The organism is Comamonas sp. w2-DMI (assembly GCF_040187735.1).
GTDB lineage: Bacteria > Pseudomonadota > Gammaproteobacteria > Burkholderiales > Burkholderiaceae_C > Comamonas > Comamonas terrae.
The window spans coordinates 22119-35263 of the sequence record NZ_JBANEL010000020.1 but is presented as its reverse complement, the minus strand read 5'-3'; the positions used below and the strand labels follow the sequence as shown (position 1 = coordinate 35263).

Here is a 13145-nt window from a genome sequence, read left to right as displayed (position 1 = left end):
TCCATAGAGCCGCCTCAGGGAGGCGAAGGCCCCTGTTCCTCAGGGAACCGGGGCAGTGATTGCGCGAAGCGATGAACGTGGGGGCACGCTCATTGGTTCTCCAAGATCAGGTGGCCGACGGCCGTGTTGGATGCAGGCACGTGATAGAAGCGATGCGCCACTTTAGGCAGGGGCGCGGGGCTGTCCACGTCGGACATGGCGCCGCGCGCAATCAGCCACATCACGAGCTCGATGCCCTCCGAGCCGGCTTCGCGCACATAGTCGATATGCGGCATCTGCGCCAGGCCAGAGGGGTTCTCGATCAGCAGGTCCAGGAACCTGTTGTCCCATTCCTTGTTGATCAGGCCGGCGCGCGCACCCTGCAGCTGGTGGCTCATGCCGCCCGTGCCCCAGATGTGGACATTCAGGTCTTCGTCGTAGCTTTCCACGGCCTTGCGGATGGCGCGGCCCAGGTTGAAGCAGCGCTGGCCCGAAGGCACGGGATACTGCACCACGTTGACGGCGAACGGAATCACCGGGCAGGGCCAGGCGCCGGTCTTGGGGTCCTGCTCGCCGCACATCAGCGACAGCGGCACCGTCAGGCCATGGTCCACGTCCATCTGGTTGACGATGGTGAGATCGAAGTCCTGCTGGATCACGCTCTGGGCGACATGGCTGGCCAGCTCGGGGTGGCCCACCACCGGCGGCACGGGGCGCGGGCCCCAGCCTTCGTCGGCGGGCTGGTACCGGGCCGCGGTGCCGATGGCAAACGTGGGGATGCAGTCCAGGCTGAACGCGGTCGCATGGTCGTTGTAGACCAGGAAGATCACGTCGGGCTTGTTGTCCTTCATCCACTGGCGCGAAAAGTCATAGCCCTTGAACAGCGGCTGCCAGTAAGGCTCCTGGGTCTTGCCCAGGTCCATGGCCGCGCCGATGGCCGGCACATGCGAGGTATAGACGGATGCGGTGATGCGGGCCATGGGTTCAGTCTTCCTTCTTCTGTTGTCCGGCCTTGCCGGCAGTACCTTGTGGCTGGCGGTGCGCCTGCGCGTCGCCGTCCTCGCCCACAAAGCGGTTGCCATCGGCCGAGCGGCCGCCGCCCATCATCATGGCGCGGTACTCGTCCTCGGTCATGCCGGTCATGGAGCCCGCCATCTGCTGGAAGCTCTTGCCGTCGGTGGCGCCGATCTTGGCCAGGAAATAGATGTTGCCGCCCGTGCGCATGCACCAGTTCAGGTCGCGCGCCAGCACGGCCTGCTTCTGCTCCTCGGTCATCGGCCATTCGTCGAGATAGGCGCGCTCGTCGGCCTTGAAGCGCTCGCGGTTCTCGGCCTTCATCAGCGACATGCAGAACTGGTTGAGCCAATAGCCTTTGCGGCTTTGCTCGGCATCGAAAATGATGGTGCCGGGCACGTCCAGATAGGGTTTCTCGAGGGCCATGGTCAGACCTCCTCGGGCCAGTACAGGCGCATGGGATTGTCGACCAGCAGCTTCTTTTGCAGCTCGGCCGTGGGCGCGATGTGGGGGATGAAGTCGACCAGCAGGCCATCATCGGGCATGTGGTCCTTGAGGTTGGGATGCGGCCAGTCGGTGCCCCATAGCACGCGATCGGGGAACTCCTCGACCACGCGGCGCGCGAACGGCACCACGTCGCGGTAGGCGTTCTGCTCGCCATCGAGCGCCCTGGGGCCGGTCACCGTCAGGCGCTCGGGGCAGCTCACCTTGCTCCACACATTCTGGTGCTCGCGCATGAACTTCAGGAACAGCGCGAACTCCGCGCTGTCCACGCCCTTGCTGACGTCGGGGCGGCCCATGTGGTCCACGACCACGGTGGTAGGCAGCGCGGTGAAGAAGTCCCACAGCTCGGGCAGGTCCACGGCCTCGAAGTAGATGACCACGTGCCAGCCGAGCTTGGCGATGCGGCCCGCGATCTCCATCAGCTCGTCCTTGGGCGTGAAGTCCACCAGGCGCTTGACGAAGTTGAAGCGCACGCCGCGCACGCCGGCGGCGTGCAGCGCCTGCAGCTCCTCGTCGGTCACGCTGCGCCTGACGGTGGCCACGCCGCGCGCCTTGCCGTCCGACGACAGGCAGGCATCGACCATGGCACGGTTGTCGGCGCCGTGGCAGGTGGCCTGCACGATCACGTTGCGCGCAAAGCCCAGGTGGTCGCGCAGCGCGAACAGCTGCGCCTTGCTGGCATCGCAGGGCGTGTACTTGCGCTCGGGCGCGAACGGGAACTCGTCGCCGGGGCCGAACACGTGGCAGTGCGCATCGACGGCGCCTGCGGGCAGCTGGAACCTGGGCTTGCTGGGGCCGGCGTACCAGTCCAGCCAGCCGGGGGTTTTTTCAAATTGGCTCATTTGTCTTTTCCTCAACGGTTCTTGAGATGCCCGCCATGCGTCAAAGCAGCGCGGCACAACTCAGGGATGCCAAGCAAGAGCCGCCTCGCAGCGAGGGCATCGTCCCCCTCCCGCGAAGCGAGAGAGGGCGTCGTGCAACAGGCGGAAGACGCGAAAGCGGCTCAGGGGGTGTTAATCGATATACCGCAGACCGGCCTTTTCCAGCCCTTCGCGCATCTTGTAGTAGTCCAGGCCCAGAGTGCCGGCGGCAAAGATCTCGCGCTTGCCGCCTTCGTTGGCCTCGCGCTTGAGCGCGGTTTCCAGCGTCTTGGCGGCGATGGCGCGCGGCACGCAGACCACGCCGTCATCGTCGGCCACGATCACGTCGCCGGGCGTGACATAGGCGCCCGCACAGACGATGGGAATGTTCACCGAGCCCGGCGTGGCCTTGATGGTGCCCTTGGAGGACACGTAGCGGCTCCAGACCGGGAAATGCATTTCTCGCAGCACCTTGGTGTCGCGCACGCCGGCCTCGATGATCAGCGCGCGCGCGCCGCGCGCCTTGAAGCTGGTGGCCAGCAGGTCGCCGAAATAGCCGTCGCTGCATTCGGCCGTGACGGTGGCGACCACGATGTCGCCGGGCTGGATCTGCTCTGCGGCCACATGCATCATCCAGTTGTCGCCAGGCTGCAGCAGCACGGTGACGGCCGTGCCGGACACCTGCACGTCCTGCTGGATCGGGCGCATATAGGGCTTCATCAGTCCCACGCGGCCCATGGCCTCGTGCACCGTGGCCGAGCCGAGGGCGGCCAGTGCATCGGCAACGGCGCTGTCGGTGCGCTGGATGTTGCGGTAAACGACTCCGAGTTCGTACATATCAAACCTCCTGGACAGGCCTGCGCCGCAGGCCCGAAGAATGCAAAAACATGAGCAGCTTGCGCTTGATGACAGCCAGATTTCTATGGATTCACACTGAAATCGATGCGGGCAAAGCGCAGCCAGCTCCTGTTTCGATAGTGATGGATTACAGGCCCTTGGCCTTCAGCGCCTTGTCCAGGCGCGTGAACACGCGGCGCGCGTTGCCTTCGTAGACCATGTGCTTTTCCTCGGCCGTCAGGTTCTGCGTGGCCTCGATGTAGCGCTTGGTGTCGTCGTAGTAGTGGCCGGTCTGCGGGTCGATGCCGCGCACGGCGCCGATCATCTCACTGGCGAACAGGATGTTCTTGGTCGGGATGACCTCGGTCAGCAGGTTGATGCCCGGCTGGTGGTAGACGCAGGTGTCGAAGAAGATGTTGTTCAGCAGGTGCTCCTCGAGCAGCGGCTTCTTCAGCTCCTGCGCCAGGCCGCGGAAACGGCCCCAGTGGTAGGGCACGGCGCCGCCGCCGTGGGGGATCAGGAACTTCAGCGTCGGGAAGTCCTTGAACAGGTCGCTGGTCAGGCACTGCATGAAGGCCGTGGTGTCGGCGTTCAGGTAATGGCTGCCCGTGGTGTGAAAGCAGGCATTGCAGCTGGTGGAGACGTGGATCATCGCGGGGATGTCGTACTCCACCATCTTTTCGTAGATGGGATACCAGCTCTTGTCGGACAGCGGCGGCGAGGTCCAGTGGCCGCCCGAGGGATCGGGGTTGAGGTTGATGCCCACGTTGCCGTACTGCTCCACGCACTTCACGAGTTCGGGAATGCAGGTCCTGGGATCCACGCCCGGCGACTGCGGCAGCATGGCGGCGGGGATGAAGTTGTCGGGGAACAGCTGGCTGACGCGGTAGCACAGCTCGTTGCAGATCGCGGCCCAGGTGCTGGAGGTCTGGAAGTCGCCGATATGGTGGGCCATGAACGAGGCGCGCGGGCTGAAGATGGTCAGGTCCGAGCCGCGCTGCTTCATCAGCTTGAGCTGGTTGTTCTCGATGGTCTCGCGGATTTCGTCGTCGCTGATCTTCAGGTCCGAAGCCTGGGGTGCCTTGCTCGAATCCTTGAGGCCGGCGATCTGCAGGTCGCGCCAGACGCCCAGCGCCGCAGGCGCCGTGGTGTAGTGGCCGTGTACGTCAATAATCATGAATGAACCCCTCTCGAAGGTTGGAAATCAACGGTTGACAGAGATGGCCGGCCATCCGGGCCGGCCCCATTTTGCAAAATCAGTCGGCCGCCCTGGGACTGGCCAGCTGCTTGATGACCAGGGCCGCCGTGGCGATCAGGCCGGGAATGGCCACCACGGAGAAGATCTGGCTGAAGCCCAGCTGGCGTGCCGTCAGCTCGGCCACCAGGAAGGAGCCCGCGATGCCACCGAAGCGGCCGATGCCCAGCATCCAGGCCACGCCGGTGGCCCGGCCGCTGGTGGGGTAAAAGGCCGCGGCCAGCGCCGGCATGGACGACTGGGCGGTGTTCATGATGGTGCCGGCCACGAACACCGAGACCACCAGCCAGCCCAGGCTGCCCGCTTCCTGGCCGATCCACCAGATCGACACGGCCGTCAGCGCGTAGCCGATGGCGATGATGCGGTTGGCGTTGAAGCGGTCCATCAGCCAGCCGAAGAACACCGCGCCCACGCCGCCCAGCGGGAACAGCGCGGCCACCAGCGTCGCGGTCTTGGGGTCCAGCCCGCCCTCCTTGAACAGCACAGGCATCCAGTTCATCAGCGCGTAGAAGATGACCAGGCCCATGAAGTAGGCAATCCACAGCATGACCGAACCCACGCGGTATTGGCTGGACAGCACCACGCCCATGCCGCTCTTGCCCTCCACGGCCGCCTTGTTCTCCGTCATCACGAAGCGCTGCACGTTCTGCACGGCATGGCCGGCAATGCGCGCCAGCGGCTTGCGGATGCGGTCCGCCGCATAGCCCTTGGCCACCATGTAGCGCACGGACTCGGGCAGCAGCAATAGCAGCAGCACGGCCAGCACCAGCGGTGCCAGGCCGCCCAGGTGCAGCACGCTGCGCCAGCCGAAATGCGGAATCATCCACGCCGCCAGAAAACCGCCGAAGGCCGCGCCCAGCGGAAAGCCGCAGAACATGGCGTTGGTGAGCATGGCGCGGCGCGAATCGGGGCAGTACTCGCTCATCAGCGTCACGGCATTGGGCATGGCGGCGCCCAGGCCCAGGCCGGTCACGAAGCGCAGCGCGGTCAGCGTCTGGATGTCATGCGAATAGCCCGAAGCCAGGCAGGCGATGGCAAACACCAGCACCGACCCCACGAGCACGGCCTTGCGGCCGAAGCGGTCGGCCAGCGGGCCCGAGCCCATGGCGCCACCGGCCAGGCCGAACAGCGCGGCGCTCAGCACCGGCGCCAGGTCGGGCTTGGCCACGCCCCATTCGGTGATCAGCGAAGGCGCGATATAGCCGATGGCCGAGGTATCGAAGCCGTCCAGCAGCACGATGAAAAAGCACAGGGCGAAGATCACCCATTGGAATCCGGAAAACGGATGGTCGTTCAGCACGGTCTGCACATTGGCGACCGTGGCGTCCGTTGCCGGGGAAATGGTTTGCGAAGTCATATTGGTATCTCGGTTGCCTCTCTTTGTCGCCTCGCGCTCCTGTTTCGTGGCCGGTACGGCGCCTTTTCAAGAGATGCTCGATACGCGTGCCATGCCAGGGCTTGTATCCGCCCCTTGTATGGATTCAATGGTGAAGTTCTGTTGCCGAATGCAGCCTGTGCCGCCCGGCCCGCCGTCAGGCAGGCTCCATGCCCTGGCGGCGCTTGGCCTCGTCCGCGCCGGGCGAAGCCATGAAGGCCAGCAGGCGGCGCACGGCATCGGCATGGGCCGAGCCTGCCACCACGCCGCCGGAGAAAACCGTGTCGATGGCCACTGCCTGCGGCAGCGGTCCGACGATCGCAATGCCTTCGACATGGATCAGTTCGCTCAGCTGCTGAAAGCCCAGGGCCACCTCGCCCGTGGCAATCAGCGAGCCCACGGGCACGCCGGGGCGGGCCTGCACGATGCGCGGCCTGATCTGCTCGGCAATGCCCCAGCGCTCGAAAAGCTTTTGCAGCGCCACGCCGCTGGGCCCGGTGGAATAGCCGATGCGGGGCGCGGCCAGCACCGCGGCGCGCAAGGCCTGTTCCGTGGAGATATCGGGCAAGACTGCGCCGCCGGGCACTGCGACGGCGGTGCTGGACAGCACCAGAGCCACCCTGCTGCCGGCCACCACGCGGCCGCTGTCTTCCAGTTGGGCCATGGCATCGGCGGCCAGGAACACCACATCGAACGCCTCCTCGCCCGCCTGCACGCGCCTGGCTGCATCCACCCCGCCCACCGATTCGATGGCCACCGGCTCGCCGCCCTGCGCCTGCCAGGCCGCCGCCAGCTCCGCCAGCACCTGGCGCGTGGCCATGGAAGAAATGCCCTTGAGGGCAAAGGCAGTGCTGGAAGTCTCGGTCTGGGGCATGGCTGTCACATCATCAAAACGAATGACAGCTATTTTGAATAGGCATGCAGCCCTGGAACACCCAGGCACGCCGCTAGCTGCTATGCCTCATGTGAATATCTGAGAAACTACGTATAGCAACAAATACTAGCTAAAGAAATGGCTTCAAACACTTCCATTACAAAGGATAGAAGCTATCTTTTTTGAACATCAAAGCATCTTTGATTGCAAAAACACAACAAAAAACTACTGGTAAACCCTAGATCAATGGCTTGAGATATCTTTTCAGCCGCGCAAATGAAAACGCCCTGCCGCATGCCGGCAGGGCGTTGTTCGACGGGACGGCAGATGCCAGGCATCTGCGCACCGAAGCATCAATCGCGATGGTGGCCGTGGCTTCCGCCATGGCCGCCTCCATGTCCATGGCCGCGTCCGTGGCCCCGGTCATGGCGGTCCCAGTCGCCCCGGCCATGGCCTCGGCCCTCGTGGAAATGCGGCCCCGGGCGATCCCAGCCCGGACGCGGCCCTGGTCCCCCTCTGTGCCAGTGCGGCGGCGGATTGCGCAGGAAATAAACGGGCTGGCCGCAAGCGTGATAGCGCCCGCAGTAGCGGCGCCAGTGGCGCGAATGCTCTGGCGGCACCCACATGTAGACCGGCTGCTGCGGCACCACGACGGCCGGCGGCGCGATCAGCATGGGCTGCTGGTACAGCAGCGCGGGCGGCGCATTGCCGATATCCACGCGCCCATACACACCCGGTGCCAATTGTCCAGAGACCGAGCCGCTGATATAGGCCTGAGCCTGGGCCAGGCCGGCAGCGCATGCGAGCGTGACGGCTGCCGCTGTACGAAGCGAAGAACGTAGAAAAGCCATGCAAGTCCCAATTTCTTTTGATGAAGATGCTCACGCCTGCGCGTACACCACAAACGGGTACCGGTGTGCAGAGGCACCGGCCGTTCCGCCTCCCGGTTCATGGGAACAGGGCCCATGCATCCATATGATGTCTTTTTCAACGGTTTTGCGTTCTCGCGGGATGACAGGCACAAGGTAACAAAACACAATCCGGCCGGAGTTTGACAGTTCCAACAGGCACTTCTTCGTACCGGGCCGTGACCGGCAGCCCAAGCAGGGCTCCCTAGATAGTTTTCAATCCTGCCGACATGCTATGCAGCCTCGTCGTAGCCTTTCGGGTTGTTGCTCTGCCAACGCCATGCATCCGTGCACATGCGCTGCATGCCGAACTGGGCTTCCCAGCCCAGCAGTTCGCGCGCCTTGTCTGTCTGCGCAAAGCAGGTGGCCACGTCGCCGGGGCGCCTGGGCACCAGCGCATAGGGCACGGGCCTGTGGCTGGCCTGCTCGAACTCGCGCACCACTTCCAGCACGCTGTAGCCCCGGCCCGTGCCGAGGTTGACCACCAGGTGCTCGGGCGTGGACTGCCGCTGCTGGCGCTCCAGCGCCTTCACATGGCCGCGCGCCAGATCCACGACATGGATGTAGTCGCGCACGCCCGTGCCGTCCGGCGTCGGGTAGTCGCTGCCGAAGACCTGCAGGCGCTCGCGCCGGCCCACCGCCACCTGGGCCACGAACGGCAGCAGGTTGTTGGGAATGTCCGCAGGATCCTCGCCAATCAGCCCGCTTTCGTGGGCACCGATCGGATTGAAATAGCGCAGCACCGTCAGCGCCCAGGAGGAATCCGAATGGAACAGGTCCGACAGGATTTCCTCGACCATCAGCTTGCTGCGACCATAGGGATTGGTGACGGACAGCGGATGCTGCTCGTCCAGCGGCAGGTACTGCGGCGTGCCGTAGACCGTGGCCGAAGAGCTGAACACCAGACGCTTGACGCCCGTGGCCTGCATCGCACGCAGCAGCACCAGCGTGCCGTTGACGTTGTTGTCGAAGTAGTCGATGGGCTGGGCCACCGACTCCCCCACCGCCTTCTTGCCCGCAAAGTGCACCACGCCGTCCACCGCATGCTCGCGCAGCACGCGCTCCAGCAGCGGCTGGTCCCGCACATCTCCTTGCACCACCGGGATCTGGCGGCCCGTGATCCTCTCGACCCGCTGCATGGCCACAGGGCTGCTGTTGCTGAAGTTGTCCAGCACCACGACCTCATGCCCGGCCGCAAGCAGTTCCACTGCGGTATGGCTGCCGATATAGCCGGCACCGCCGGTCAACAGAACTTTCATGTTCATTCCTTCAAGAAGGCTTCAGCGCTCGCGCAGTTTCAGAAATACACCATTTTCCGCGCGAATGACCAAGCATCCGCGAATAGCAGGCACAGATCCTGCTGTCAGAAACAGCTCGATTCAAACACTCTGCCAGCCCACAAAACTCGAATAGGGTGAAGTGCGTCGAAGGCGTCCAGAAACGGATCTATAAGCATTTGCCGTGCAATCAATTGGCAGATTGCTATCCGACTGGACACAGGAATGCACATTCTGCCCGGCAAAAAAACCAGGAGATGGAAACAAACGCAAAGTTTTTCTCAAGATATTGAAATGGTTTGTTGATGGATAGGTGCCGCGGCGCTCCTGCCGCAGGTTTCAGAATTTTGGGCTGAGCATTCACAGGCAGCTGTCCACCAGACAGCCTGGCTTCAAAAAAACCAATGGCCAGTCAGGCATCTCCCCCGAACAGATCCCGGGTGTAGACCTTGCCTTTGACATCGGCCAGCTCGTCCACCATGCGGTTGGCCACGATCACATCGCTTGTCCGCTTGAATTCGTCCAAGTCCCTGGTCACGCGGGAATCGAGGAAGTGCGGCGCATCCAAAGCCGGCTCGTACACCAACACGGTAATGCCACTGGCCCTGAGCCGCTTCATCACCCCCTGGACGGACGAGGCGCGGAAATTGTCCGAGCCGGCTTTCATCACCAGGCGGTAGATGCCCACCACGGCCGGATTGCGGTTCAGGATGTCGCCCGCCACAAAGTCCTTGCGCGTGCCGTTGGACTTCACGATCGCATGGATGAGGTGCTGCGGAACGTCCGCATAGTCGGCCAGCAGCTGCCGGGTGTCCTTGGGCAGGCAGTAGCCGCCATAGCCGAAGGAAGGATTGTTGTAGTGGCTGCCGATGCGTGGGTCCAGGCAGACGCCCTCGATGATCTGGCGCGTATCCAGCCCGTGCACCGCCGCATAGGTATCCAGCTCGTTGAAGTAGGCCACGCGCATGGCCAGATAGGTATTGGCGAAGAGCTTGATGGCCTCGGCCTCGGAGCTGTCCGTCAGCAATACCGGTGCTCTTTTATCCACCGCGCTTTCGAGCACCAGGTCCGCCAGAAAGCGGGCACGTTCGGAACGCTCTCCCACCACGATGCGGCTGGGGTGGAGGTTGTCATGCAGTGCCTTGCCCTCCCGCAGGAATTCCGGCGCGTAGAGAATGTTCTCATGCGCCATTTCCTTCTTGAGCTGCCGGGTGAATCCCACGGGAACGGTGGACTTGATGACGATGACGGCCCTTGGATTGATTTGCCTGATATCGCTGACCACGGACTTGAGGGAGCGGGTATCGAAGCATCGGCACCGGGGGTCGTAATCCGTGGGCGTTGCGACGATGACATATTGCGCGTCTTTATAGGCTTCCTGTTTATCCAGGGTGGCACGGAATTTCAGTTTCTTGTGCGCCAGAAAATATTGGATATCGGCATCCGCCAGCGGAGATTGCCTGCAGTTCAGCAGTTCCACCTTGCGCGCATCGATATCCAGGGCCGTCACTTCGTTGAATTGCGACAGCAGCATAGCGTTGGACAGCCCCACATACCCTATTCCGACAACAGCGATCTTTGTCATTCAGCACCTTTATGCAAAGACTCAGGCCTTCGGGCGGACAAGCCTCTCGGTGCTTATCCGCCAGGCCATGAGGTCTCCGGCAAGGGCTGTTCCAGCTCGGACAACCGAGCTGCATCGGTGCGCCGTTTTCAAAATTGCGGCAAGGAATGGTCAAGACCGGCATTGAAATGCCTACGCATATGTTCCCGCGCTTCGGCAGCGGATCTGCATGGGCCATGCTTGGCATGCCTTTGCCGGCTTCCTGAAGAAGATGCATGGGGCAAAGCTGCTTTGCGGCGAGCTGTTCCGGACACCGGAAATACAAAACCCGCCGCAGCGGGTTGGGATATCAGCAGTTGCCTTTCTTGGCCTGGCCCGGAGGACAGCCGTGCGGATGCGGCTTTTTGTATCCATCATCGTAGTAACCGTCCTGGTAGACGGCACAACCGCTGAGAAGCAAGGCCACTGCGGCCAGGGAGAGCATTTTTTTCATGGCGGGCATCCTTTGCTGAACGAAGGGTAAGTCTATGAGCCCGCCTGGAAAATCTTTGTGAATCATTGTTCCGGTGTTCCGCGCACAACGGCGCTGAAGATTGTCGATGCATGCCGTGGCCGTGGTGCCTGTGTCTGCCATGGCCATGAGGTTGAAGTCCATGCGGGTGGCAGCGATGGTGCCCGGTCCGGGGCCCGCAGCCATATGCAAGGAAGCGAGAGCATGGATCGCGGTAGCGGTATTCGTATCCATGCTCACGGGCATGACAACCGGCCATGGTCAGCACGACAGTTCAGAGCAACAAGCCTATGAAGAGCCGTCACCTGTGCCGTTCCCCATTTGCAAGCCTGGCCAGGGCTGCGGGATAGGCCTCGAAATCACAACCTCATGCTTCACAGGGCCCGGCAGCTAGTTCACGCCGCCCTCAGCACCTTGGCAAGATCGGCCAGGCGGTAGGGCTTGTGTACGAACACGAACTGGCTGATGGTTTCGTGCTCGTGGCGCAGTGCAGAAAGCGGGTAGCCCGAAGTCAGGATGACTTTGATGCCCGGGTATTCCGCCCGGATCAAGCGCGCCAGCGCGAGTCCGCTGATGCCCTGGGGCATGGCGATATCGGTGAAGACGATGTCGATATCGGTGCGCCTGCGCAGAATCTCGATCGCTTCGGTGGCATTGCCTGCGGCAGCGGTCTCGTATCCGATGCTTCTGAACATCTCCGATGCGAGCGCCAGTACATCCGGTTCGTCATCGACCAGCAGGACTGTCTCGGACTTCGAAACGTCCGGCAGGCGCAGCGCCTGCATCGGTTCCGCCGTGGGAAAGTAGAGGTCGACCGTTGTCCCTTTGCCTTCTTTGCTGGTGATGACCACATCGCCGCCCGATTGGGTGACGAATCCATACACCTGGCTGAGCCCGAGCCCCGTGCCCTTGCCTGGCGGCTTGGTGGTAAAGAAGGGCTCGAACGCCTGCGCCATGACTTGCGCGGACATGCCGATGCCAATATCCGAGACGGACACCCGCACATAGTGCCCGGCAGGAAGGATCGAGGTCACTTCGCTGCCCGATGCAATGTTGTCGGTGGCGATGGTCACGGCTCCGCCTGAGGGCATTGCGTCCATGGCGTTCACGACCAGATTGAGAAGATTGGTCTCGAACCCGGCCACATCCACAAGAGCGAAAGCATTGCGGGCCCGAAGTCTCAAATCGATGAGCGTCAGGTGGCCGCTGGCGCGTGCGAGCATCGGCTCGAAATCGCGCACCAGAGCATTGAGGTCGTGCACCTGCGCCTGCAGCGGCTGCTGCCACGCAAACGAAAGCAGCTGCTGGGTGAGCGAGGCTCCGCGGTCGACCGCCCGGCGCATGCCCTCCATGACCCGGGTATCCATATGCGTGCGCGACTGCATGGCCAGCACTTCCAGTCCATTGGACAGCACGGCCAGCAAGTTATTGAAGTCGTGCGCCAGGCCGCCCGTCAGCCTTCCGATGGCTTCCATCTTCTGAGCGTGGAACAGCGCGGCCTTGGCTTTTTCAAGCGCCGCCGCAGCTTCCTTGCGCTGGGTGATGTCCTGGGTGATCTTCGCAAAACCGAGCAGAGTTCCTGCCTCGTCGCGAATGGCATCCACCACGATGTGGGCCCAGAAGCGGCTGCCATTCTTGCGCACGCGCCAGCCTTCCCGTTCGACACGGCCCTCCTTGGCAGCCGTTGCCAGAACGAGCGCCGGCTCCCCGGCCGCACAATCTTCCGGCGTATAGAAACAGGAGAAATGCCGGCCGATGATTTCCGCGCGGCTATAGCCTTTGATGCGCTGCGCACCGGCATTCCAGGACGTCACGATGCCGGCCGGCGAAAGCATGTAGATCGCGTAATCCGTCACCCCCTGGACCAGGAGGCGGAACTGCTCCTCTGTTTCAATCGGGGTATCTTGGGTCTTCTGAATAGATCTCATATCGCTCGCAAGGTTGTAGCGCCGAGTGCCTGGCTTGCGCGCATGGGCACTCGAACTTGGGACGCCATGAGATTGATATGTGCATCATAAAGTGTGCCCTTCCCAGGCACCACCGGGGAAAGCTACGGCAATTGCCCCCTTGCAAGGCATGGAATGCAGCAGCGGGCCGAGCTCCAGGCAAGGAGCGCGGCCCGCTGCGGAGATGGTGCAGGAATGTGCGGCCTTCAGAGGCCGCCCGATCCTTCGTGCCGGGAATGCC

The 13145-nt window shown here is 62.9% G+C and carries 12 protein-coding genes; all 12 read right to left on the bottom strand.

Going from position 1 to position 13145, the window contains the following annotated elements; genetic code table 11:
- Positions 1-89 precede the first annotated feature (89 nt).
- Entirely contained in the window at positions 90-959 is an 870-nt protein-coding gene (locus V8Z74_RS18905; protein ID WP_349710641.1) for a class III extradiol dioxygenase subunit beta, read from the bottom strand.
- Positions 960-963: 4 nt separating this feature from the next.
- Positions 964-1419: a protocatechuate 4,5-dioxygenase subunit alpha gene (gene ligA, locus V8Z74_RS18900; protein ID WP_349710640.1), complete on the bottom strand. Its 456-nt coding sequence runs from the start codon at positions 1417-1419 to the stop codon at positions 964-966.
- A 2-nt stretch (positions 1420-1421) separates the two neighbouring features.
- Positions 1422-2339, bottom strand: a complete 918-nt coding sequence (locus V8Z74_RS18895) for an amidohydrolase family protein (RefSeq protein ID WP_349710639.1) — start codon at positions 2337-2339, stop codon at positions 1422-1424.
- 171 nt (positions 2340-2510) lie between these two features.
- Complete coding sequence (gene ligK / locus V8Z74_RS18890) at positions 2511-3194, bottom strand: 4-carboxy-4-hydroxy-2-oxoadipate aldolase/oxaloacetate decarboxylase (RefSeq protein ID WP_066483364.1); 684 nt, start codon at positions 3192-3194, stop codon at positions 2511-2513.
- A 148-nt stretch (positions 3195-3342) separates the two neighbouring features.
- Positions 3343-4371 (bottom strand): amidohydrolase family protein, encoded by a 1029-nt coding sequence (locus V8Z74_RS18885; RefSeq protein WP_349710638.1) that lies wholly within the window; start codon positions 4369-4371, stop codon positions 3343-3345.
- A 79-nt stretch (positions 4372-4450) separates the two neighbouring features.
- A complete protein-coding gene (locus tag V8Z74_RS18880; protein WP_066483354.1) occupies positions 4451-5806 on the bottom strand; it encodes an MFS transporter in 1356 nt (451 codons plus the stop codon).
- 175 nt (positions 5807-5981) lie between these two features.
- The gene (locus V8Z74_RS18875) at positions 5982-6698 is read right to left on the bottom strand and encodes a substrate-binding domain-containing protein (protein WP_349710637.1); all 717 of its coding nucleotides are present in this window, start codon (positions 6696-6698) and stop codon (positions 5982-5984) included.
- Between the two features lie 353 nt (positions 6699-7051).
- On the bottom strand, positions 7052-7549 hold the full coding sequence (locus V8Z74_RS18870) for a hypothetical protein (RefSeq protein ID WP_349710636.1): 498 nt from the start codon (positions 7547-7549) through the stop codon (positions 7052-7054).
- Positions 7550-7839: 290 nt separating this feature from the next.
- Complete coding sequence (gene galE / locus V8Z74_RS18865) at positions 7840-8865, bottom strand: UDP-glucose 4-epimerase GalE (RefSeq protein WP_349710634.1); 1026 nt, start codon at positions 8863-8865, stop codon at positions 7840-7842.
- A 430-nt stretch (positions 8866-9295) separates the two neighbouring features.
- Positions 9296-10468: a nucleotide sugar dehydrogenase gene (locus V8Z74_RS18860; RefSeq protein ID WP_349710633.1), complete on the bottom strand. Its 1173-nt coding sequence runs from the start codon at positions 10466-10468 to the stop codon at positions 9296-9298.
- Between the two features lie 328 nt (positions 10469-10796).
- Positions 10797-11192 carry a hypothetical protein gene (locus tag V8Z74_RS18855; RefSeq protein WP_349710632.1) on the bottom strand — a complete coding sequence of 132 codons (396 nt, stop codon included), beginning with the start codon at positions 11190-11192 and terminating at the stop codon, positions 10797-10799.
- A 161-nt stretch (positions 11193-11353) separates the two neighbouring features.
- Positions 11354-12886 (bottom strand): PAS domain-containing hybrid sensor histidine kinase/response regulator family protein, encoded by a 1533-nt coding sequence (locus V8Z74_RS18850; RefSeq protein WP_349710631.1) that lies wholly within the window; start codon positions 12884-12886, stop codon positions 11354-11356.
- Positions 12887-13145: the final 259 nt, after the last annotated feature.

Excerpts from the sequence above, each read along its gene's own strand:
- V8Z74_RS18905 (WP_349710641.1), bottom strand. The coding sequence starts at position 959 with ATGGCCCGCATCACCGCATCCGTCTATACCTCGCATGTGCCGGCCATC.
- ligA (WP_349710640.1), bottom strand. The coding sequence starts at position 1,419 with ATGGCCCTCGAGAAACCCTATCTGGACGTGCCCGGCACCATCATTTTC.
- V8Z74_RS18895 (WP_349710639.1), bottom strand. The coding sequence starts at position 2,339 with ATGAGCCAATTTGAAAAAACCCCCGGCTGGCTGGACTGGTACGCCGGC.
- ligK (WP_066483364.1), bottom strand. The coding sequence starts at position 3,194 with ATGTACGAACTCGGAGTCGTTTACCGCAACATCCAGCGCACCGACAGC.
- V8Z74_RS18885 (WP_349710638.1), bottom strand. The coding sequence starts at position 4,371 with ATGATTATTGACGTACACGGCCACTACACCACGGCGCCTGCGGCGCTG.
- V8Z74_RS18880 (WP_066483354.1), bottom strand. The coding sequence starts at position 5,806 with ATGACTTCGCAAACCATTTCCCCGGCAACGGACGCCACGGTCGCCAAT.
- V8Z74_RS18875 (WP_349710637.1), bottom strand. The coding sequence starts at position 6,698 with ATGCCCCAGACCGAGACTTCCAGCACTGCCTTTGCCCTCAAGGGCATT.
- V8Z74_RS18870 (WP_349710636.1), bottom strand. The coding sequence starts at position 7,549 with ATGGCTTTTCTACGTTCTTCGCTTCGTACAGCGGCAGCCGTCACGCTC.
- galE (WP_349710634.1), bottom strand. The coding sequence starts at position 8,865 with ATGAAAGTTCTGTTGACCGGCGGTGCCGGCTATATCGGCAGCCATACC.
- V8Z74_RS18860 (WP_349710633.1), bottom strand. The coding sequence starts at position 10,468 with ATGACAAAGATCGCTGTTGTCGGAATAGGGTATGTGGGGCTGTCCAAC.
- V8Z74_RS18855 (WP_349710632.1), bottom strand. The coding sequence starts at position 11,192 with ATGGATACGAATACCGCTACCGCGATCCATGCTCTCGCTTCCTTGCAT.
- V8Z74_RS18850 (WP_349710631.1), bottom strand. The coding sequence starts at position 12,886 with ATGAGATCTATTCAGAAGACCCAAGATACCCCGATTGAAACAGAGGAG.